Raw genomic sequence first — 20,928 nt, forward strand, 5'->3', positions numbered from 1 at the left:
ACCACTCCCGATCTGGCGACGGGGGTGGGGTGGCCACCCGGCCACCCCACCCCCGTTCACCCGTTCGGGTCAGACCTTGGCCTTGCCCAGGATGCGGTTCACTGTTGTACCGCATACCGGACACTTGCCCTTGGCCATGTTCATTCCGGTCTTCGAGACCTCGACGTGCCCCTCGAAGTCCCGCTTCTCCTTGCACTTCACGCAGTAACCGTTGTAGGTCGTCTGGGCCTGGTCGGCCACGGTGCCCTCCTCGTCTCGTCCGCCGGTCAAAACCGTCCCGGCGGGGTGCCCGGCGGCGGGCCACACGGGGCGCCGGCGCTGGGTCTCACTCCGCGGCCACCTTCGTGACCGCTGGTCCGCGGACCCTACCCAGGTCTGGGCAGTTCCATGTCAGCTGTGCATCGACACTGTGAGGAAGTCGACGTCGAGAGTGTGCATGGCGAAATAGGTCGGATAAGTCAGTTTGGCGGGGACACGCCGACCAAACCCTGACAGCCACCCGTGCGAGTACCTCCACAGCGCATCCGAGGCGGTGATCACCTACGGTAGGAGATGTGCCGCGGACCGACGCCGTCGACGTTCACCAAGGGTGACGAGATGGCGTGATGGCGCTGCGGTCAAGAAATTTTCGGGACGCCTGGCGACCAATCACCATTTTCTGGGCGCGTGTCGTGCGGTTGACCCTTGCGGTCCCCTGGTCAGTGGGCATTAGCTTTCCTTCGTGACACGTAGTCGAGGCTGCGCGGCCCAGTGATGGCGGGGACGCGCAAGCCGGTCGTCGAGGTGCGACGCAGTCAGCGTCGACGACGCACGGTGTCCGCGTACCGTGACGGTGAGCGAGTGGTCGTCCTCATCCCCGACCAGTTCTCCCGTGCCGAGGAGAGCGAGTGGGTCGACCGGATGCTCGCCCGGCTCGCCGCCCGGGAGGGCCGCCTTGCCCGGTCCGACGACGAGTTGCTGGCCCGCGCCAACCGGCTCATCGACCTCTACCTCGCCGGGTACGCCTCGAAGGCGGTGCCGGCCAGCGTCAGATGGGTCACCAACCAGAACGGCCGGTGGGGCTCCTGCACGCCGGCGGACCGCAGCATCCGCATCTCCCACCGCGTCCAGGAGATGCCCGACTGGGTGATCGACTACGTGTTGCTGCACGAGTTGGCGCACCTCATCGTGCCCAGCCACAACGCCCGGTTCTGGGCGCTTGTCGGTCGCTACCCGAAGTCGGAACGTGCCCGCGGCTACCTCGAAGGGGTCGCCGCAGCCTCCTCCTGCGCGCCGCTCCCCACCTGACCGCACACTGTCGCCCCGAAGATCCACTCGCGTTCCTGAATACCGCGCTGTCGGGAGCTCCGGGACACCGCGATTCCAGTGAAGCCGAGTCGATCATGCCGTGGGTCCCGGTCAGCTGGCTGGGTCGGGCGGGTTGGGCGGCTGTGTGGGGTGGGGCGCTAGGGTCGGGGGATGGCGCGACGGGTGGTGGTGGCGTTGCTCGGGCCGGTGCACTGGTCGCCGCCCGGCGTCGACCTGGCGCAGTGGCGAGCGGCGCTGGCAGAAGACGTCATCGACCTGTTCGCCACGCTCAACGAGGTGGAGGTCGCGGTCGCGGTGACCCCGGCCGACCGGGCCCTGGCCGATGCGTTGGTGTGGCCCGGAACGGCGGTGTACGAGGTGGCCGAGCCGACGCCGAACGCCGTCTTCGCCGCGCTGGAGGGGTACGACCAGGCGGCCGTGCTGGTCAGTGACGTGCCCGACCTGCCCGCCCTGACCGTCGGCAAGCTGCTTCGCCCACTCACCAGCAGGCCGGTCGCGGTGGCTCCGGTCGAGGGCGGTGGCCCGGGTCTGCTCGGGGTCGCGGTACGACTGCCCGCGCCCGACTGGCTGCCGACGCTGGAGTTGGACACGGCGACGCCGGCTGAGGCGCGCGCCAACGCCCCGCGCCCGGGTGACGTGGCGGTCACCACCGGCTGGCGACGACTGCGCGGCCCGGCTGACCTGGCCACGCTCGACCCGGCCTTCGAGGGTTGGGAAGCGACCCGCGCCCTGCTGTCCGGGGCGGGCCGACCCACCTGATCCTCTCCGGGCCGGGCCGATCCACCTGAACCTCTCCGGGCCGGGCCGGGCCACCTGAACCGTCGGCACCGCCGAACACGCCGCGGGTGCCCGCTGTGGATCTGCGGGGCACCCACGGCGCAGGCCGTCAAATGAGCGGGGTCAGGACCTGGCGTCGCCCTCGCCGTCGGTCTCGTCGGACGGACCGGGCCGCCCCGACTGATCCGACTGGCCGGGGGCCTTCTCCTCCACCCCGCCGGGGGCGGTGAAGTCGAAGCTGTCCAGCTCGCTGAGATCCATGTCGTTCATCGCGAAGGCGACCGGATCGGCGAAGTCGTCGTCCGACGGGAGCAGGTCCGGGTGGCCCCAGACGGCGTCGCGGCCCTCGATGCCACGGTGCTCGGTGAGCGCGGCCCAGAGCGCCGCGGCCTCCCGCAGTCGGCGGGGCCGCAGTTCCAGACCGACCAGCGCGGCGAAGGTCTGCTCGGCGGGACCGCCGGCGGCCCGGCGACGGCGGAACGCCTCGCCCAGCCGGACGACGTTCGGCAGCCGGTCGCTGGCGGCGCTGTCGACGACGTGGCACACCCAGCCCTCGACCAGGGCGAGTGCGGTCTCCAGGCGGGCCAGTGAGGCCTTCTGCGCCGGCGTGTCCTCCGGGGTGAAGATGCCCTCCAGGGCGATCGCCTGCATCGACTCGGGGTCGGTCGGGTCGACCCGGCCCATCGCCTCCTCGATCGCCTCCCGGTTGACCCGGATGCCCGAGGCGTACATCTCGACAGCGCTGAGCACATGCCCACGCAGCCACGGGACGTGCTGGAACAGCCGCTGGTGGGCGGCCTCGCGCAGCGCCACGTAGAGGCGGACCTCGTCCTCGGGCAGCTCCAGGCCCTCGCCGTACGCCCGGATGTTGGCCGGGATCAGCGCGGCCGTGCCGGCCGGGCCGAGCGGCAGCCCGATGTCGCCGGCGGAGAGCACCTCCGCGGCGAGCGAGCCGAGAGCCTGGCCCAGCTGACCGCCGAAGAGCGCGCCACCGAGGGAGGCCACCATCGACTGCATCGGGCCGAGCTGGGCGCGCGCCTCCGGTGGCACCAGGTCGCCCATCGCGCCGACCATCCGGCTGGCGACGGGGTCGCACAGCTTGCGCCACACGTCCAGCGTCTTGAAGATCCACTCGTTGCGGTTCCACGCAACGGGGTTCTGGATGCCGCTGGGCCACGCCGAGGCGGGCTCCAACCACAGGTCGGCGAGGCGTAGCGCCTCCTCGACCGCGTTGCGCTCGTACATCGACACCGCCGGGTCACCGGCGGCCGCGAGCTGACTGGCTGCTACCTGCCGGGCCAGGTCCCAGTTGACCGGCCCGCTGCCCGGCGCGGAGAGCAGGTGCTGCAACTGCGACATGAACTGCTGCATCTGCGCGGGATCGTTGGGGTCTGGTGGTTGCCCACCCGGGAGCGCGAAACCGAACGGAATATCAGGCACGACATCTACGGTACGCGGACCGCGCCCCAGGTAGCCGCCGCTGGCGTTGCGCTGAGGGCGAAGTCGCGTGGCGCATCCGGCGGGCGGGCCGCAACCGGTCGGTACGCTCTGCGGCATGAGACGTCGTGGCCTGACGGTCCTGCTCGGTGCCCTGTTCACCGCCCTGCTGAGCATCGGGGTGCTCCGGGTGCCGATTCCGTACGTGGTGCTGGGCCCGGGGCCGACCGTCAACACCCTCGGTACGACCGACGGCAAGGAGGTCATCCAGGTCACCGGTCGGGAGACCTCGACCTCGGCCGGCCAGTTGCGGCTCACCACGGTGGGGGTGCAACCCTCCGTGCGGTTGCGGGGGGCCATCGCGGGCTGGTTCTCTGACGACGAGGCGGTGGTGCCGCGTGAGCTGGTCTACCCGCCGGGGGAGTCGACGGAGCAGGTCGAGCAGCGCAACGCCGAGGACTTCAAGGCGTCGCAGACCAGCGCGGAGACCGCAGCGCTGCGGGAGCTGGGCTTCCCGGTGCAGGTGGTGATCAAGACGGTGGTCGGAGACGGCCCGGCGGCCGGTGCGCTGAAGGTCGGCGATCTGATCACCTCGGTCGACGGCGAGCCGGTGCCGGTGGCGGCGAAGGTCACCGAGCTGGTCCGGGCCAAGCCGGCGGGCACGGCGTTGACCATCGGCTACACCCGTGACGGCACGCCGGCCACCGCGACGGTGACCAGCCAGGAGCAGGACGGCCGACCGCGGATCGGTGTCGAGATCGATCAGCAGCAGCCGCACCCGTTCACGCTCGGCATCGACCTGGGGGACATCGGTGGGCCGAGCGCCGGTCTGATGTTCGCCCTGGGGATCGTGGACAAGTTGACCCCGGCCGATCTCACCGGCGGTAAGATCATCGCCGGCACCGGCACCATCGACGACGAGGGCGCCGTCGGGCCGATCGGTGGGATCGCCCAGAAGCTGGTCGGTGCCAAGCGCGCCGGGGCGAAGGTCTTCCTGGTGCCGGCGGACAACTGCGCGGAGGCGGTCCGCAATCCGCAGCCCGATCTGCCGCTGTTGCGGGTGGGCTCGTTGGACGAGGCGATGACCGCTCTGGACACGTTGCGCGCGGGTGGTCAGCCGACGCGTTGCTGACCGGTGTGACCGTGCCCCGACACGCTCAGGAACACCCCGTACTCTGGGTGCCTGGTCGGAGCCGATCATATCGAGCGTGCGGAGCCAACAGTGGTCATGCGTAGCAGCAGCCCCCTCCCGAGGATGAGCCGGCGCGGGCGCGTCACCATCGCTGTCCTGGTCGGGGTGTTCGTGCTCTTCACCCTGCTCGGCTGGGGTGTCCAGGCGTGGACCGACTGGCTCTGGTTCGACGAGGTCCGCTACACCGAGGTCTTCACCGGCGTCCTGCTCACCCGGCTGGTGCTCTTCCTCGCCATCGGCCTCGGCATGGCGGTGATCGTCGGTGGCAACCTGTGGCTGGCCTACCGGTTGCGCCCGCGACTGCGTCCGCACTCGGTCGAGCAGGCGACCCTCGAGCGCTACCGGATGCTGCTCAGCCCGCGTCTCGGCACCTGGATCTCGCTGACCGCCGGGGTGGTCGGGCTCTTCGCCGGTCTCTCCGCGCAGAACCGGTGGAACCAGTGGCTGCTGTTCCGCAACGGCGGTGACTTCGGCATCAAGGACCCGGAGTTCGGGGTCGACATCGGCTTCTACGTCTTCCAACTGCCGTTCTGGCGCTACCTGCTCGGGGTCGCCTTCACCGCTGTGGTGCTGGCCGTGATCGGCGCGCTGGCGGTGCACTACCTCTTCGGCGGGGTCCGCCTGCAGGGCGTCGGCGACCGGATGAGCAACGCGGCCCGCGCGCACCTGAGCACGCTGGTCGCGGTCTTCGTGCTGTTGAAGGCGATCGCGTACGTGTTGGACCGGCGGGCCATGCTGCTGGAGTACAACGAGGGCGCCAAGTTGTACGGCGCCGGCTACGCCGACGTCAACGCGTTGCTGCCGGCGAAGGAGATCCTCGCCTACATCTCGATCGTGGTGGCCATCGCGATCCTCGTGTTCTCCAACGCCTGGATGCGGAACCTGGTCTGGCCGGGGATCTCGCTGGCGCTGCTCGGCGTGTCCGCGGTGGCCATCGGCGGCATCTACCCCTGGGCGGTGCAGACCTTCGAGGTCAAGCCGAGCGCCAAGGACAAGGAAGCGCCGTACATCCAGCGCAGCATCGACGCGACGCGCGCGGCGTTCGGGTTGGGGGCCACCGAGACGACCCCGTACGCGGCGAACAACCTCACCCCACCGGGGAACCTGGCCACCGACACCTCGGTGGTGTCGAACGTGCGGCTGCTCGACCCGCAGTTGGTCAGCGAGACGTACACCCAGCTCCAGCAGGTGCGTGGCTTCTACGACTTCGGCCCGAAGCTGGACATCGACAGGTACGGGGTGAACGGGAAGGTCTCCGACTACGTGGTCGGCGTCCGGGAGATCAACTACGGCGAGCTGACCGACCAGCAGAACACCTGGATCAACCGGCACACCGTGTACACCCACGGGTACGGGCTGGTGGCCGCCCCGGCCAACCAGGTGGTCTGCGGTGGGCAGCCGTTCTTCGTCTCCGGGTTCCTCGGCGAGAAGACCCAGGAAGCGTGCTCCTCGCAGACCGAGCAGATTCCGGCCAAGCAGCCGCGCATCTACTACGGCGAGCGGATGGCGGCCGACGACTACGCCATCGTCGGGCAGTCCGACCCGAACAAGAAGGCCGAGTTCGACAGGCCGGTCGGTGAGGGCGGCGGCGAGTCCTACACCTACACCGGTGAGGGCGGTGTGGAGATCGGCTCCTTCACCCGGCGACTGCTGTACGCCATCAAGGAGCAGGAGTCGAACTTCCTGCTCTCCGAGGCGGTGAACAAGGACTCCAAGCTGCTGTACGTGCGCAACCCGCGCGACCGGGTGGAGAAGGTCGCGCCGTTCCTCACCCTGGACGGCGACCCGTACCCGGCAGTGGTCGACGGTCGGGTGCAGTGGATCGTGGACGGCTACACCACGGCGGCCTCCTACCCGTACGCGGAGCGGGTCAACCTGCAGACCGAGACCACCGACGAGTTGACCAACCGGGGCACCTTCCAGCTGGCCCGCGAAGACGTCAACTACATGCGCAACTCGGTCAAGGCCACCGTCGACGCGTACGACGGCACCGTGAAGCTCTACGAGTACGACGACACCGACCCGGTGCTCAAGGCGTGGAACAAGGCGTTCGGCGGCGACCTGGTGCTGCCGAAGGCGGAGATCCCGGTCGAGCTGAGCGAGCACCTGCGCTACCCGGCGGACATGTTCAAGGTGCAGCGCAACCTGCTCACCAAGTTCCACGTGACGAACCCGGGTGACTTCTACTCCGCACAGGACTTCTGGCAGGTGCCCAACGTGCCGGACGCCCCGGACAGCGGTCAGAAGCAGCCCCCGTACTACCTGTTCACCCAGTTCCCCGGGCAGGAGAGCCCCCGGTTCCAGCTCACCTCGGCGGTCACCCCGAACGGCCGGCAGAACCTCGCCGCGCTGATCTCCGGGTCGTACGTCGACGGGCAGCCCCGGCTGGAGGTGCTGGAGTTGCCGGATCAGACCCGAATCTCCGGCCCGGTGCAGGTGCACCAGCAGATGACCAACAACGCGAACATCCGTCAGCAGCTCAACCTGCTCTCCAGCAACCAGGCGCAGGTGCAGTACGGCAACCTGCTCTCGTTGCCCTTCGCCGACGGGATGCTCTACGTCGAGCCGGTCTACGTGAAGAGCAACCAGCAGGACGCGTACCCGCTGTTGCAGAAGGTGCTGCTCTCGTACGGTGACGGCGGCTCCTTCGTGGCGCTCGCCGACAACATCAACGACGGCATCAAGCAGTTGGTCGAGCAGGGTAAGAAGGCCGGGCAGGGCACGTCGCCGCCGCCGACGACCGGGGGCAACCCGACGACCCCGACTCCGACGCCTTCGGGGACGGCGGCGCCGTCGCCGACTCCGAGCGCCGGCACCCCACCGCCGACCGGTGATCTGGCTGCCGCCGCGGACCGGGTGCAGACCGCGATCACCGAGGTCCGGGCCGCGCAGACGTCGGGCGACTTCGAGCGGTACGGGCGTGCGCTGAAGGCCCTCGACGAGGCGCTCACCGCGTTCCAGCAGGCGCAGCAGGCCGCTGGTGCGCCGGGTGCCAGCCCGAGTGCTGGAGGCTGACCCGCCACCGCACGCAGTTCCTCCCCGAGCCCCCGTCCCTCGGACCGCATCAGGTCCGAGGGGCGGGGGCTCGGCCGTTGGCCTGATCTGTGCGTATCTGTCACGTCACCGACAGCACCGCCCGGGACCGCAACCTGCGGTGCCGGTCCGCCGTCCTCACTGCAACGGGGTGGGGACGAGGGGGAACAGTCGTGCGGGACGCGCAGAGCTTCGATGACTTCTACCGCAGCACCGCCCGCCGGACGCTGCGGTACGGCTACGCGGTCGCTGGCGACCACGGTGAGGCGCAGGACCTGGTGCAGGAGGCGTACACCCGGGCCTGGCGGCAGTGGGGGCGACTGTCGTCGCATCCGGCGCCGGAGGCGTGGCTGCGGCTCGTGGTGGCCCGGCTGGCGACCGACCGCTGGCGGCGCCTGCACCGTTGGCGGGTGGTGTTGAGCCGTACCGGACCGCCGGCGGTCGCACCTCCACCCAGCGAGGACGGGGTGCTCCTGGTCCGAGCGCTCCGGCAGTTGCCCGCCACGCACCGGCAGGCACTGGCCCTGCACTACCTCTTCGACATGTCCGTCGAGGAGATCGCCCGGGAGACCGACGTGCCGGTCGGCACCGTGAAGTCCTGGCTGTCCCGGGGCCGGTCCCGGCTGGCCGCGCTGCTGCCCGACCTCAGAGTCGTGGAGTTGGAGGCGAACGATGTCAGTTGAACTCTCTGACCTGTACCGGTCGCTCGGCACCGTCGCGGACGGGCACGAGCTGACCCGCCCCGAGTCCCTTCGGCGGTTCGCCGACCGGCGAGCCCGAGCACGGGTAGCCGGTTCGACGCTCGCGGTGGCGCTGCTCGTGGGCGTGGTTGTCGTCGGTGGCCGACTGGCGTACCCGGCGGACGGTTCCGCACCGCCGCCCGCCGACATCCCTGGCCCGTCGCCGACCGGGGCGACGGCGACCTCCCTGCCGTCACCCTCGCCGACTCCCTCGGCACCGCTACCGTCGCGGACCACCCCGAGTGGTACGCCGTCGCAGCCGGTCACCACCGGACCGGCGGCACCTCGGCCGCCCACCTCGATCCCGGACCGCGCCTTCTTCCTGCTGGCGGCCCCGAATCGGACCGGACTGGAATCCTCGGGGGAGGGTCCGGCACTGCCGACGCTGTGCGGTGCGCGCCTGCCCAGCGACTCGGCCATGGTCCAACGCCGTGGTCGCTACCTGGCCTACAAGATGCCGGAGACGCCGACGGGGCACGTGCCGGACGGTAGTTACCGGCACACCATCACCATCTACCGGGCAGGTCGCGCCGACGACGCGTTGCGGGAGCTGCGGCAGGCGGTGCGCGGCTGCCCCGACCAGAAGCTGCCCGACGACAACAGGACGTGGCGTCAGCGGCTGCTGGCCTCAGGGGCGTACGGGGACGGGTCGGTGCTGTTCGAGATGCGGGCTCCGATGCCGGACGGGATGGGTGAGCCGGGTACGGAGGAGGTTCGGCTGGTCCGGGCGGTCCGGGTCGGCGACGTGGTGACGGTGCTCTGGGAGCAGGGTTGGGAGCACACGGTCGCCGTTCGGTCCCAGGTCGATGCTGACAGTCGACGGGCGGTCGCGGCGATCGAGAACTGGCTCGACTGACAACGCCCAGGTCAGAGCTGTCCGTGCCGGCGGTATCGGAGTCGCTTTGCGGTGTCCCGGGTTGGTGCGCTACGGTTAGCGAACCGACGCGGGGTGGAGCAGCTCGGTAGCTCGCTGGGCTCATAACCCAGAGGTCGCAGGTTCAAATCCTGTCCCCGCTACGAGAGAAACACCAGTTCGAAGCCCGTCTCCGGTTCACCGGAGACGGGCTTTCGACATTCCGGGGTGCCGGCCACAGCGGATGGCGACCCCGCTGATCATCGCCCGGAACGGGTGAGTTAGTCTTAACCAGTCGACGCGGGGTGGAGCAGCTCGGTAGCTCGCTGGGCTCATAACCCAGAGGTCGCAGGTTCAAATCCTGTCCCCGCTACCACTGAAAGTGATACAGGTCCGGCCCCCACAGTGTGGGGGCCGGACCTGTATGGTGCCGCTGTCAGAAGCGAGGGGCCCGCAGGGGCCGGTACCTCGTCGGCACCGGCCCCCGGCGGGTTCTACCGCAGGCCGAAGGCCCGGGTGACGCTCTGGGTGACGCCGCCACCGTTGCGCTGCTTGGCGGTGACCCGGATAGACACGAAGTCGGCCCGGGGCGGCGCGTTCAACGACGCCTGCCAGGTTCCCTTCTTCTCCCGCAGGTCCTGCCGCTGCCAGGTCACTCCGTCGTCGTAGGAGATCTCCAACTCAAGTGACGACACGGCATCCCGAGCCGCGGTGCTGCCCACCACCACTGGCGTGATCGAGAAGTTGGTTCGGCGCTTCGTCCGACCCGCGAAGTCCACGTCCGTTCCGTAGTCCAGCTGGACCAACGGGATGGCCTGCACCTCGGTGGTGCCGCCGGAGATGAAGCTCCACTCGGTGTGCGTGGCGGTCGAGTACGGGCTGAACTCGGGTTTGCCCAAGGTGTCGACGACCAGTCGGTACGGCAGCTTCTCCGGCGACAGGTCACCCGCGCCGATCTCCGGCCAGCCGTTGAACTGGGTCAGCTGCTTGTCGCCCTGATAGAACGTGGCGATCTGCGACATGCTGGCCCCGCCGCTGTGGGCGGCGCCCGCGTCGCCGAAGCCCTGGATGTAGGCGCTCATGGCGGTCTCACCACGGAACGGGATCTCGGTGCTGAGCATCCGTGGCCGGGTGATGGGCCCGAACCAGCGGTCCTTCTGGACGCTGCCCGGCCGGTAGGCGATGGCCTCCGTGTTGGACCGCGCCCAGTCGGCGACGTCGGCGTACTGCATCCACTTGATGCCGCCACCCGCGGAGACCCAGTCGGTGCGCGGCCCCGGCGCGACCGGCTCGAACGGGAACGGCCGTGCCGCCGCGTACTCGTACGGCGGGAAGTCCATCCGGGTCTCGCTGGACTGCTTCCCCGGGGGCGGGGAGAAGGTGAGATCGATCCGGGCGAGGTTGCGCGGGTCGGTCTTGGCGGACGGGTCCTTCGGCACCCCGCCACTGTGGTAGTCCACAAGGTCGTACAGGTACTTCGCCCGGGGGTGGGCGACCACGACCAGGCGTAGCGGCTTGCGGCCGGCAGCGCTGATCTTCTGGATCAACGCCTCGCCCTCGTCCATTGTCACCGAGGCCACCGGGATCGGTCCGGTCGTCACGGCGTCGGTGTTGCCGTACCACTCGCTTTTGCGACCCGCGCGGTCGTTGACAACGACGAGCATCGCCGCGCCGGCGGTGTGCGCCGCCGCTGCCTGATCCGTGGGGGTCACCGCTTCGTTGCCGCGGACGACCACGGCCTTGCCGCGGGCGGCCAGGCCGGCGTAGTCGGCGGTGCCGCCGGCACCCGCGAAGACGGCGTCCAGGCGCGAGGTGCCGTCGGGCAGGGGCGGGGAACCGGGCTGGGCGAGCGGGTCGCTGAGCTGCCGGCCGGGGTAGCTGATGGCCAGCGGCGTCTGCTCGGCGCGGATCCGGGTGGTGAAGACGAAGCTGCCCCTGCGCACCTTGTTCCCGGTCGGCAGGGCCCACAGGCTGTCGTAGGCGGCACCCGGCCAGAACGTCTCGCGCAGGGCGTTCCAGTCGGTGGGTGTCGGCTCGCTCTCGGCGAAGGAGCGGTAGACGTCGATCCGACTGTTGACGACGGCGGTCGGCTGGGGTGTCGCCACCTTCACCTGGCGGGCCCGCGCGGCGTCGAGTTCCACGACCCGGTCGGTGCTCAGGTCGACCTCGGGAGCGGTCAGCATCGCGAGCCCGAGGGAGCGGGGCCCGTGCAGACCCTCCACGTCCGCCGCCGCGACGACGGTGTAGGAGCCGGGCGTCAGGCGGGCGGTGAGCTTTCCGTCCGGCACCCACATGAAGGCGGAGCCGGTCTCGGCGTTGACGACCTCGACCTCGCCGCTCATGGGCCGGCCGGCGCGGTCCTTCAGGTGGATGGTGAGGTCGTACTTCTTGGACTCGACGGCGACCCCGACGGCCGTGTGCACCTCGCCGGCGGCGAAGCGGGCGGTGACCTGGGCGGAGTACCTGCCGGGGGAGAGGCCGGCCGGGGCCACCACGACGTCGACCGTCGCGCTGGCCCGAGCGGGCACCGTGACGCGGTCGGCGGTTGCCGTGAACGTCTGTGCGGGGGCGGTGCCGTGATCGACGGAGAGCTCCAACGCGATCGGGCTGTCCGTCGTGTTGGTGTAGGTGATCGTCCGCTTGATCGGCTGTGGCGCGCTGCCCCAACCGACGAGTCCGGCGTCCACCGACCCGGACGCGACGACCTGGTCCTGGTGGTAGGCGGCGGCGACGTTCAACCGACCGCTACCGGCCTGGTAGGCGTCGTAGTCGGGCGTGCGGACGCTGGTGCCCATCAGCGCGTCCTTGAGCTGCCGCGCGCTCCAGGTCGGGTGCTTCTGCACCAGCAGGGCGGCCGCCCCGGCGACGTGCGGCGCTGCCATCGAGGTGCCACTGTCGGTGTAGTAGTAGCCCTCGCCCCAGGGGATGTGCTGCGAGCGTGCCGCCAGCACGTCCACCCCCGGTGCGGTCATGTCGGGCTTCAGGGCCTCGTCGTTCAACCGGGGCCCGACGCTGGAAAAGCCCGCCAGGTGGTCGGAGGTGTCCACCGCGCCGATGGTCAGCGCGGCGTCCGCGGTGCCCGGCGCGCCGAGGGTGTACGGGTCTGGCCCGCTGTTGCCGGCGGCCACGACGAAGAGCGCACCCGTCTCGGCGGTCAGCTGGTTGACGGCCTGGCTCAGCGGGTCGTCCTGGGTGTGCCAGGCGCTCACGCCGAGGCTCATGTTGATCACCTTGGCGTGCTCGGCCCGCGCCGCCCACTCCATGCCCGCGATGATCCCCGAGATGGACCCGCTGCCGTACTCGTCGAGGACCTTGCCGATCACCAGGTCGGCGTCGGGGGCCACGCCCCGTTCCTTGCCGCCGGAGGCGGCGCCCGTCCCGGCGACGGTGGACGCGGTGTGGGTGCCGTGCCCGTTCCGGTCGATCACGTCCTGGCCGGCGATGAAGCTTCGGGAGGCCACCACCTGGTCGGCGAGATCCGGGTGGGTGGTGTCCACTCCGCTGTCCAGGACGGCGACCCGGACGCCGCTGCCGGTGCCACCCGCGGCCCACGCCGCGGGCGCGCCGATCTGGGCGGTGGTGTCGGCCAGGGTGGCCTTCGCCTTGCCGTCGAGCCACACCTTGTCGACGCCGGCCGCGAAGGAGGGCGCCGGGGTGGCAGCGCTGCGGCCGGTCGGCGACTGTCCACTGGTGAGGGCCGACCAGAAGTCCGCCGCCTGCGATCGGCGTGTGCGGATCGCCTCACCACGGACGGAGGGCAGCTCCAGCGTGGTCTGCGCGCCCGGCAGCGTGGTGCCGGTCCTGAGCTTCGCCGCACCCGTGGTGCGGGTGACGATCAGGGGAAGGTCGGCGGTCCGCGCGTCGTCGTAGCCCTGGGCGATGAGCTGGGTGACGTCGAACAGCTGCTTGTCGAGTCGACCGGTGGCGAGGTACGGCAACGCCTCGTCCGGGTACACGTAGGTGTCTCGGCCCTCAGTGGAGATGCGTACGGAGCCGGTGGCGCCCGGGGCGCGCTTCACGTCCACCGATTCGGTTGCGCCGTGGACGCCCGGGGTCACCGTCACCCGGTCGCCGGTGATCAGAGTGACCGTGACGGGGGTGCGGTCCGCGTCGCCGCTCGGAGCGGCTCTCGTCGGCGGCGGTGGGGGTGGTGGGGCGCCGTGCGCGGCCGTGGGGGTGAGGAGAGCGGCGACGACTGTGACGCCGACCGCTGCCGCCGCAGATCTTCGGGTGCGAGAGATCCGCGCACTGCCTAAAGAGGTGAGCATGAGGCGAATCCGATCACCTCGATAGATTCATGTAAAGATCATCATCTTTGCCGGGACGTTGCGAGTGCGTTGCGCACCGGCCGGGGAGCTTCCGCGCCATCCGGACCCGTGATTCGGCGTGGACCGACGTGCCGAGGTTGCGCCCTTCGGCAAGGATGGGCACATGTCTTCATTCGGTAAGTGGTGGGGCCGCCTGAGCGCGGTCTTCGGTGCGGTCGTACTGGCGGTCTTCGTGCCGGTCGCAGCCTGGGCGTCCACGGGCACCGGCGAACTCGTGGTGGAGGCCGCCCGGCGGCGAGGCCGCAGTGGCTTCGGGGTGCTCCCGCTGCTCTGCTGCCTGGTGGTGGTCGCGATCGTCGTGTTCCTGGTGTTGCGTCTGATGCGCAACCGCCGGGGTGGCCCGCCGCGCTGACCGCGCTCGCCGCGCTGACCGCGCCTGCGACGCCGGAGGGTCACCAGCGGCCGGTTCCGGTCTGGCCGCTGGTGCTCACCGCCGCCAGGGCCGCGATGGCCTGGGACAGGAAACGCGCGGTGGCCTCGCGGGTGCCGTCACGCTTGACGCGGATCCGCTCGGCGGCGGCGACCAGCAGGGTGCGCACCTTGGCGTGCCCCTGGGGTGGCGGCGCCGGCGCCGGCCCGAGCAGGTCGGCGATGCTGGCACCGAACTCGGCGGCACGTCGCTGGGCCGGGTCGGTGATGCTGCCCTCGGCGTAGCGGCGGACCTGGGCACTGGCGTTCAGCCCACGTTCGTGGCCGAGAACGGCGCCGACCTCACCATTGGTGGTCAGAAAGTTGATCACGTCGGCGACCGTGTCCGGGTGGCGGGTGCCCCGGAACCCCGCCCAGTACATCGACGCTCGTGCCCACTGAGCTCCCGGCGGGCCGGGGAAGCCGACGATGCCCAACTCGGACTCGGTGAGTCGCTGAAGCTCCGGTAGCTGGTGCGACCAGGCGAAGGACGCCGCCGTCGCGCCGCTCACCACCAGTTGCCGGGCCGGCTCGCCGCTGTCGGCCTGCTCGACCAGGGCCGCGCTTGGCGTGGCTCGGCTCCGACGGGCCCGCTGCCACAACTCGAACCACGCGATCAGCTCGTCCGCGCCGAAGCCGAGCTGGTTGCCCCGGTAGAACTCGCCGCCCTGCGACCGCAACCAGAGCCAGAGTGCCCGGTAGTCGCCCGAACCGTCCATGGTGCCGGCCACCCGGCGGTCGCTGGCCTCGGTGACCTGCGTGGCCCAGGAGATGTAGTCGGGCCAGGTCATCCCGGCGCGGGGCTCCGGCATCTCCAGCTCCCGCAGCAGGTCCCGGTTGAACACCACCACGGCGTGGGTCTGCCCGGCGGCCACCGCCATCGTCCGCCCCTCCACCGTGCCGTAGCGGATCAGACCCTCCGGCAGGCCCCGAAGATCCAGGTGGTGATCGGTGAGGTCGAGAATGACCTGACGCTGGGTGTACTCGGTCAGCATGGCGTCGTCGATCTGGATCAGGTCCGGTACGTTCCCGCCGCCCGCCTGGGTGGCCAGCCGGTCGTAGTAGCCGTCGGCGCCCTGCCAGGTGACCCGGAAGGTGACCCGGGGGTTGCGATCCGAGTAGAGCCGCAGCGCCTTCTCGGTGAGCTCGGCCCGTTTGGTGCCACCCCACCAGAAGACCGACAGCTCGACGGGCCCGTCCTGGGTCGAGGTGGCGGCGTCGTCACTGCACCCCGCCAGTCCGCCGGACGCGAGCAGAGGTGCGCCGAGCAGCGCGCTGAGCAGTCGGCGCCGACCCGGGTCCGCGCCGAGGCGGTCGAGCGAAGGGCGAACAACGGGCACGGGGCTCTCCTGGACCTACGGGGGTGGCGGTCGGACCATTCACGCAGGCAGCACACGAAGGTGTCAACGTCCGTCCGGTCACCCTCGGCAGGGTGGTCGGATCAGGGCCCGCGGTCTCGCGTGGTGTACTAGGGCGCGTGGAACTTCTGCACTCGGGCAAGGTCCGGGACGTCTACGCCGACGGCGACGACCTGATCCTGGTGGCCTCGGATCGCATCTCGATCTACGACGTGGCGCTGCCGACGCCGATCCCGGACAAGGGTCGTCTGCTCACCGCGCTCTCGCTCTGGTGGTTCGAGCAGCTCGCCGACCTCGTGCCGAACCACGTCATCTCGGCCACCGACGTGCCCGCCGAGTTCGCCGGGCGGGCCATCCGCTGCCAGCGGCTGGACATGCTCCCGGTCGAATGCGTCGCCCGCGGATACCTGACTGGCGGCGGCCTGCGGGAGTACGAGAAGACCGGCGCGGTCTCCGGCGTGGAGCTGCCGCGAGGGCTCGGCGAGGCGTCGATCCTGCCCGAGCCGATCTTCACGCCGTCGAGCAAGGCCCCGGCCGGCGAGCACGACGAGCCCATCACGTACGACGACGTGGTGGACAAGGTGGGTCAGGCCACCGCGGAGCGGCTCCGGCAGATCACCATCGACATCTACCGGCGCGGCGCCGAGCTGGCCGCCGACCGGGGCATCCTGGTCGCCGACACCAAGATCGAGCTGGGTTGGGCGCCGGACGGCACCCTGGTCCTCGCCGACGAACTGCTCACCTCCGACTCGTCGCGGTTCTGGCCGGCCGAGTCGTACCAGCCGGGCCGGGTGCAGTTCTCCTACGACAAGCAGTACGTACGGGACTGGGCCACCGGCAGCGGCTGGAACAAGCAGGCCCCCGCCCCGGACATGCCGGCCGAGGTGGTCGAGGCGACCCGGGCCCGATACATCGACGTCTACGAGAAGCTCACCGGCAACCGCTGGGAGTGACCGGCTCACTCCACCCAGTCGAGGGTGCGCTGCACTGCCTTGCGCCACTGGCGCAGCTCCTGCTCGCGTAGCTCCGGGGCCATGGCCGGCTCCCACTGCGCGTCGGAACGCCACTGCGCCCGCAGAGTTGCCAGGTCCGGCCAGAAGCCGACCGCCAGACCCGCCGCGTACGCGGCGCCCAGGCAGGTGGTCTCGGTGATCCGGGAACGGACCACCGGCACGTCGAGCACATCGGCGAGGAACTGCATGAGCAGACCGTTCGCGGTCATCCCACCGTCCACCCGGAGACGACGCAGCGCCACATCGGAGTCGGCGTTCATCGCGTCGACCACCTCGCGGGTCTGCCACGCAGACGCCTCCAGCGCCGCACGCGCCAGATGTCCCTTGGTGATGTAACCGGTCAGGCCCGCGATGACCCCCCGGGCGTCACTGCGCCAGTGCGGGGCGAACAGCCCCGAGAACGCCGGCACCACGTAACAGCCGCCGTTGTCGTCCACGGTGCTGGCCAACTCCTCCACCTCGGCGGCCGTGGAGATCAGCCCGAGGTTGTCCCGCAGCCACTGCACCAGTGAGCCGGTGACCGCGATGGCGCCTTCGAGGGCGTACGCCGGTGGTTGGCCCTTGATCCGGTAGGCGACGGTGGTGAGCAGACCGTGCGTCGACGGGACCGGGGTGGCGCCGGTGTTGAGCAGCAGGAAGCTGCCGGTGCCGTAGGTGCATTTCGCCTCACCCGGCTGGAAACAGGTCTGCCCGAACAGAGCGGCCTGCTGGTCGCCGAGCGCACTGGCCACCGGCACCCCGGCGAGCACCCCGCTCGCCGTGCCGTACACCTCTGCGGAGCAGCGGATCTCCGGCAGCATCGCCGCCGGAACACCCATCGCGTCCAGCAGATCCGGCGCCCAGTCGAGGGTCGTGAGGTCCATCAGCATGGTCCGGCTGGCGTTTGTCACGTCGGTGACGTGCTCGCCGGTCAGCTTCCAGATCAGCCAGCTGTCCATGGTGCCGAAGAGCACCTCGCCGCGGTCGGCGCGCTCGCGCAGGCCCTCGACCTCGTCGAGCAGCCAGCGCAGCTTCGGCCCGGCGAAGTAGGTGGCCAGCGGCAGGCCCGTGCGGGCCCGGAACCGCTCCTCGCCGTACGCCGAGGCGAGCTCGCGCAACAGCGGCCCCGTCCGGGTGTCCTGCCAGACGATGGCGTTGGCCACCGGGCGGCCGGTGGCCCGGTCCCAGACGACAGTGGTCTCCCGCTGGTTGGTGATGCCGACAGCGGCCAGCCCGGACGCGTCGGTGCCGGCGGCCCGCAGCGCCTCGGCGACCACCTGCTCGACGTTGTCCCAGATCTCCTCGGCGTCGTGCTCCACCCACCCCGGTCGGGGGAAGATCTGCCGGTGCTCGCGCTGGGCCACGGCGACGATGTCCCCGGCCCGGTCGAAGACGATGCACCGCGAGGAAGTGGTGCCCTGGTCGATGGCGGCGACGTACTGGGGGGTCACCGCAGCACCGTACCCGGACGGCGGCGCGGCGCGACAGGCGTCACGGCGGGTTCCGGCCCGCCGCCGTCGGCGGCCGTCCGCTTCCCCTACGATGTGCGAACGTGCGCGACATCGCAGTTTTCAGTGGAACCGCCCATCCCGACCTGGCTGCCGAGATCTGCGCCCACCTGGGGGTGCCGCTGCACCCGGTGCGGGTCTCCCGGTTCGCGAACGACTGTCTGGAAGTCCAGTTGCAGGCCAACTGTCGGGAGCGGGACGTCTTCCTGATCCAGCCGTTGGTGCCGCCGGTGCAGGAGCACCTGGTCGAGCTGCTACTGATGATCGACGCCGCTCGGGGCGCCTCCGCCGGTCGGATCACCGTGGTGCTGCCGCACTACGCGTACGCCCGCTCGGACAAGAAGGACGCCCCACGGATCTCGATCGGCGCGCGGCTCGTCGCTGACCTGCTCACCTCGGCCGGGGCGGACCGGGTGCTCGCGATGACCCTGCACTCGCCGCAGGTGCACGGCTTCTTCAGCGTTCCGGTGGATCACCTGCACGCGCTGCGGGAACTGGCCACCCACTTCCGGCGCTACGACCTCAGCAACACCGTGGTGGTCTCGCCCGACCTGGGCAACGCCAAGGAGGCCGCAGCCTTCGCCCGGCTGCTCGGCACTCCGGTCGCGGCCGGGGCGAAGCAGCGGTTCAGCGACGACCTGGTCAAGATCAGCGCGGTGATCGGCGACGTGACCGACCGGGACGTCATCGTGCTGGACGACGAGATCGCCAAGGGCAGCACGGTGGTCGAGCTGATGGAGCATCTGCGCGGCCTGAAGGTCCGGTCGATCCGGCTCGCCTGCACGCACGGCCTCTTCTCCGGTGACGCGTTGCAGCGGCTCAGCGACCAGGACGGCGTCCTGGAGATCGTCTGCACCAACACGGTGCCCATCCCGGCCGCCAAGCGGGTTCCCAAGCTGCAGGTCCTGTCGGTGGCCCCCGCCCTGGCCGAGGCGACGCGCCGAATCCACAACGGAGAATCCGTCTCCGCCCTCTTCGCCTGACCCCAACCCGCGCCCAGCCCGGCGGGCCTTGCGCCCTGCCCCGCCCCGCGCCGTACCTGCCTCCGCCGATCTTGCAGTTTCGGTTGTCGAAAAGCGTGAATTGCCACCGATGTCGGGACAGTAAGTGCAAGATCGCGGCTCGACCCTGTGGATCATGGAGTTATGGTGCCTGGTTTGGCGTCATTCGAGGACTTTGTCACCCACCACAACTCCATGATCGACGGGAGCGGGGCGGGGCGGGGCGGGCCGGGAGCGGGGCGGGGCGGGGTGAGGCCGGGGGTGGGGCGGCGGTGGGTTAGTGCGGGGTGTGGTTGTGGTTGGTTAGGCCGGTGGTTATGCGGACGGTGGTGCCGGCGGTGCCGGTGACCACCTCCATCGCGTCGGTCAGCTCGCGGGCCAGCCAGAGGCCCCAGCCGCCGGCGGTGTCCGGGGCGGGCCGACTGCGGTCGCCCAGCCGTTGTGGGCTGATCCCGTGCCCGTGATCGGCGACCTCGCAGATCAGCGCACCCGACTCGTGCCAGAGTCGCAGCCAGCCGTGCCCGCCGCCGTGCCGCACCGCGTTGGTGATCAATTCGTTGATCGCGAGCACGAAGTCGTCCAGCCGTTGGCCGCTGAGGCCGGAGGCATGCGCGCAGGAGGTGACCGAGTGTCGAATCTCGGTCACCTGGGCCTGGTCAAAGGCTTCGGCGATCAGGAGGGCAGGTTCGATGGGCACAACCGTACGCGGTGCGTGCGGATCTGCGTTTGTCATGGGCCCGTCCCGGCGGCACATCTCGGAGTAATTCGCGGCTTTTCCACCGTACGTCAGGGTTTCCTGAACCGCACTCGCTGCTCGCCGTGTGCCGGACCGGTTGTGGCATCCTGACCGCCATGCCGTCGCCGCCGGGTGGGTTCGAGGTGCCGCTGTGGCGTGCGCTCACCGTATTCAGACTGGCCTCCCTGGCGTACGTCTGCGTGCTCGCGGTGCGCGACGCCGACCGGTACGCCCACCCGTACGCCGTCGGTGCCCTGATCCTTTTGATGATCGCCTGGACGGGCGCGACAGCGGTCGGGTACGCCCGGCCGGCCTGGCGGCGCTGGCCGCTGCTGCTGGCCGACCTGGGGGTGGTGATGGCCATCGTGCTGGCCACCCCGTGGGTGGTCGGCCGGACGGCGCTCGCCCACGGCGTACCCACCCTGGGGGTGGCCTGGATGGCCGGCCCGGTGCTGGCCTGGGCCGTCTCCGGTGGCCGGCGGCGGGGCACTGTCGCCGCGCTGCTGGTCGCCGGCGCGGACCTGGCCACCCGGGAGCGGATCGGTCAGTCCTCGTTCACCGGGGTGATCCTGATGCTGCTCGCCGGGGTGGTGGTCGGGCATGTGGCCCGGCTCGCGGTGAGCGCCGAGGAGCGGTTGCAGCGTGCGGTGGAGCTGGAGGCCGCCACCCGGGAGCGGGAGCGGCTGGCCCGGGACATTCACGACTCGGTGCTCCAGGTGCTGGCGCTGGTGCAGCGGCGCGGCGCCGACCTGCCCGGGGAGGCCGGCGAGCTGGCCCGGCTGGCCGGTGAGCAGGAGGTTGCTTTGCGGGCGCTGATCGCCGGGGCCGGCCCGGCCGCCGCGAGCCTCCCGGACGGCGGCGAGGCGGTGGACCTGCGGACCCTGCTCGGCCGGTACGCCTCGGCGGCGGTGGCGCTCTCCGCCCCGGCCACCCCGGTGCCGCTGCCTCGACGGGTGGCCGCGGAGTTGGCCGCCGCGACCGGCGCGGCCCTGGACAACGTGGGGCGGCACGCCGGCGGGCGGGCCTGGGTGCTGATCGAGGACGAGGGGACGACGGTGACCGTGTCGATCCGCGACGAGGGGCCGGGCATTCCGGACGGCCGGCTGGACGAGGCGGCCGCCCAGGGCCGGCTCGGCGTGACCCAGTCGATCCGGGGACGGGTGGTCGACGTGGGCGGCACCGTGCGGATCGTGTCCGCCCCCGAGGCGGGCACCGAGATCGAGCTGAGCGTGCCGAGGTGACGGCGGCGGACCCGGT

General features: G+C 70.8%; 16 protein-coding genes and 2 tRNA genes. 12 read left to right on the top strand and 6 right to left on the bottom strand.

Annotated features, from left to right (window positions below; all coding sequences use genetic code 11):
* Positions 1–69: 69 nt before the first annotated feature.
* Positions 70–240 (bottom strand): DUF5679 domain-containing protein, encoded by a 171-nt coding sequence (locus ACGF3C_RS09105; protein WP_167457767.1) that lies wholly within the window; start codon positions 238–240, stop codon positions 70–72.
* 513 nt (positions 241–753) lie between these two features.
* Here ACGF3C_RS09105 and ACGF3C_RS09110 point away from each other — a divergent pair.
* Positions 754–1,287, top strand: a complete 534-nt coding sequence (locus ACGF3C_RS09110; protein ID WP_357207139.1) for a M48 family metallopeptidase — start codon at positions 754–756, stop codon at positions 1,285–1,287.
* A gap of 171 nt (positions 1,288–1,458) precedes the next feature.
* Complete coding sequence (locus tag ACGF3C_RS09115) at positions 1,459–2,067, top strand: hypothetical protein (protein ID WP_357207137.1); 609 nt, start codon at positions 1,459–1,461, stop codon at positions 2,065–2,067.
* Positions 2,068–2,208: 141 nt separating this feature from the next.
* Here ACGF3C_RS09115 and ACGF3C_RS09120 read toward each other — a convergent pair whose 3' ends face one another.
* Positions 2,209–3,525 (bottom strand): zinc-dependent metalloprotease, encoded by a 1,317-nt coding sequence (locus ACGF3C_RS09120; protein WP_355008179.1) that lies wholly within the window; start codon positions 3,523–3,525, stop codon positions 2,209–2,211.
* Between the two features lie 115 nt (positions 3,526–3,640).
* Here ACGF3C_RS09120 and ACGF3C_RS09125 point away from each other — a divergent pair, with 115 nt between their 5' ends.
* The 6 genes from ACGF3C_RS09125 (at position 3,641) to ACGF3C_RS09150 (ending at position 9,716) form a co-directional block, all read left to right on the top strand.
* A complete protein-coding gene (locus ACGF3C_RS09125) occupies positions 3,641–4,654 on the top strand; it encodes a PDZ domain-containing protein (protein ID WP_393220233.1) in 1,014 nt (337 codons plus the stop codon).
* Positions 4,655–4,750: 96 nt separating this feature from the next.
* Positions 4,751–7,729, top strand: a complete 2,979-nt coding sequence (locus ACGF3C_RS09130; protein WP_393220236.1) for a UPF0182 family protein — start codon at positions 4,751–4,753, stop codon at positions 7,727–7,729.
* A gap of 191 nt (positions 7,730–7,920) precedes the next feature.
* Positions 7,921–8,430: a SigE family RNA polymerase sigma factor gene (locus ACGF3C_RS09135; protein WP_357229886.1), complete on the top strand. Its 510-nt coding sequence runs from the start codon at positions 7,921–7,923 to the stop codon at positions 8,428–8,430.
* The gene (locus ACGF3C_RS09140; RefSeq protein WP_357229884.1) at positions 8,420–9,343 is read left to right on the top strand and encodes a hypothetical protein; all 924 of its coding nucleotides are present in this window, start codon (positions 8,420–8,422) and stop codon (positions 9,341–9,343) included. Before ACGF3C_RS09135 ends, ACGF3C_RS09140 begins: the two co-directional genes overlap by 11 nt.
* Before the next feature lie 87 nt (positions 9,344–9,430).
* Positions 9,431–9,504 (top strand) — tRNA-Met (locus ACGF3C_RS09145).
* A gap of 135 nt (positions 9,505–9,639) precedes the next feature.
* Positions 9,640–9,716, top strand: a tRNA-Met gene (locus tag ACGF3C_RS09150).
* A 118-nt stretch (positions 9,717–9,834) separates the two neighbouring features.
* On the opposite strand, the gene ACGF3C_RS09155 is transcribed toward ACGF3C_RS09150, so the two are convergent.
* Positions 9,835–13,608: a S8 family serine peptidase gene (locus tag ACGF3C_RS09155; RefSeq protein WP_393220241.1), complete on the bottom strand. Its 3,774-nt coding sequence runs from the start codon at positions 13,606–13,608 to the stop codon at positions 9,835–9,837.
* A gap of 163 nt (positions 13,609–13,771) precedes the next feature.
* Between ACGF3C_RS09155 and ACGF3C_RS09160 the strand changes: the two genes are divergently transcribed.
* Positions 13,772–14,020: a hypothetical protein gene (locus ACGF3C_RS09160; RefSeq protein WP_030336617.1), complete on the top strand. Its 249-nt coding sequence runs from the start codon at positions 13,772–13,774 to the stop codon at positions 14,018–14,020.
* A 40-nt stretch (positions 14,021–14,060) separates the two neighbouring features.
* Here ACGF3C_RS09160 and ACGF3C_RS09165 read toward each other — a convergent pair whose 3' ends face one another.
* Positions 14,061–15,416 carry an ABC transporter substrate-binding protein gene (locus tag ACGF3C_RS09165; RefSeq protein WP_393220245.1) on the bottom strand — a complete coding sequence of 452 codons (1,356 nt, stop codon included), beginning with the start codon at positions 15,414–15,416 and terminating at the stop codon, positions 14,061–14,063.
* A 137-nt stretch (positions 15,417–15,553) separates the two neighbouring features.
* Between ACGF3C_RS09165 and ACGF3C_RS09170 the strand changes: the two genes are divergently transcribed.
* Positions 15,554–16,387, top strand: coding sequence for a phosphoribosylaminoimidazolesuccinocarboxamide synthase (locus tag ACGF3C_RS09170; protein WP_355008173.1), 834 nt, complete (start codon positions 15,554–15,556; stop codon positions 16,385–16,387).
* Positions 16,388–16,392: 5 nt separating this feature from the next.
* Here the strand turns inward: ACGF3C_RS09170 and glpK are convergent, their stop codons facing one another.
* Positions 16,393–17,877 (bottom strand): glycerol kinase GlpK, encoded by a 1,485-nt coding sequence (gene glpK, locus ACGF3C_RS09175; RefSeq protein ID WP_393220250.1) that lies wholly within the window; start codon positions 17,875–17,877, stop codon positions 16,393–16,395.
* A 101-nt stretch (positions 17,878–17,978) separates the two neighbouring features.
* On the opposite strand from glpK, the gene ACGF3C_RS09180 reads away from it, so the two are divergent.
* On the top strand, positions 17,979–18,917 hold the full coding sequence (locus ACGF3C_RS09180; RefSeq protein WP_091406120.1) for a ribose-phosphate pyrophosphokinase: 939 nt from the start codon (positions 17,979–17,981) through the stop codon (positions 18,915–18,917).
* 295 nt (positions 18,918–19,212) lie between these two features.
* Here ACGF3C_RS09180 and ACGF3C_RS09185 read toward each other — a convergent pair whose 3' ends face one another.
* Positions 19,213–19,668: an ATP-binding protein gene (locus ACGF3C_RS09185; RefSeq protein WP_393220255.1), complete on the bottom strand. Its 456-nt coding sequence runs from the start codon at positions 19,666–19,668 to the stop codon at positions 19,213–19,215.
* 119 nt (positions 19,669–19,787) lie between these two features.
* Between ACGF3C_RS09185 and macS the strand changes: the two genes are divergently transcribed.
* Positions 19,788–20,912 (top strand): MacS family sensor histidine kinase, encoded by a 1,125-nt coding sequence (gene macS / locus ACGF3C_RS09190; protein WP_393220258.1) that lies wholly within the window; start codon positions 19,788–19,790, stop codon positions 20,910–20,912.
* Positions 20,913–20,928: the final 16 nt, after the last annotated feature.

Source organism: Micromonospora sp. NPDC047762, from assembly GCF_043204655.1.
Lineage (GTDB): Bacteria > Actinomycetota > Actinomycetes > Mycobacteriales > Micromonosporaceae > Micromonospora.

Excerpts from the sequence above, each read along its gene's own strand:
- macS (WP_393220258.1), top strand. The coding sequence starts at position 19,788 with ATGCCGTCGCCGCCGGGTGGGTTCGAGGTGCCGCTGTGGCGTGCGCTC.
- ACGF3C_RS09185 (WP_393220255.1), bottom strand. The coding sequence starts at position 19,668 with ATGACAAACGCAGATCCGCACGCACCGCGTACGGTTGTGCCCATCGAA.
- ACGF3C_RS09155 (WP_393220241.1), bottom strand. The coding sequence starts at position 13,608 with ATGCTCACCTCTTTAGGCAGTGCGCGGATCTCTCGCACCCGAAGATCT.
- ACGF3C_RS09140 (WP_357229884.1), top strand. The coding sequence starts at position 8,420 with ATGTCAGTTGAACTCTCTGACCTGTACCGGTCGCTCGGCACCGTCGCG.
- ACGF3C_RS09115 (WP_357207137.1), top strand. The coding sequence starts at position 1,459 with ATGGCGCGACGGGTGGTGGTGGCGTTGCTCGGGCCGGTGCACTGGTCG.
- ACGF3C_RS09160 (WP_030336617.1), top strand. The coding sequence starts at position 13,772 with ATGTCTTCATTCGGTAAGTGGTGGGGCCGCCTGAGCGCGGTCTTCGGT.
- ACGF3C_RS09125 (WP_393220233.1), top strand. The coding sequence starts at position 3,641 with ATGAGACGTCGTGGCCTGACGGTCCTGCTCGGTGCCCTGTTCACCGCC.
- ACGF3C_RS09110 (WP_357207139.1), top strand. The coding sequence starts at position 754 with ATGGCGGGGACGCGCAAGCCGGTCGTCGAGGTGCGACGCAGTCAGCGT.
- ACGF3C_RS09130 (WP_393220236.1), top strand. The coding sequence starts at position 4,751 with ATGCGTAGCAGCAGCCCCCTCCCGAGGATGAGCCGGCGCGGGCGCGTC.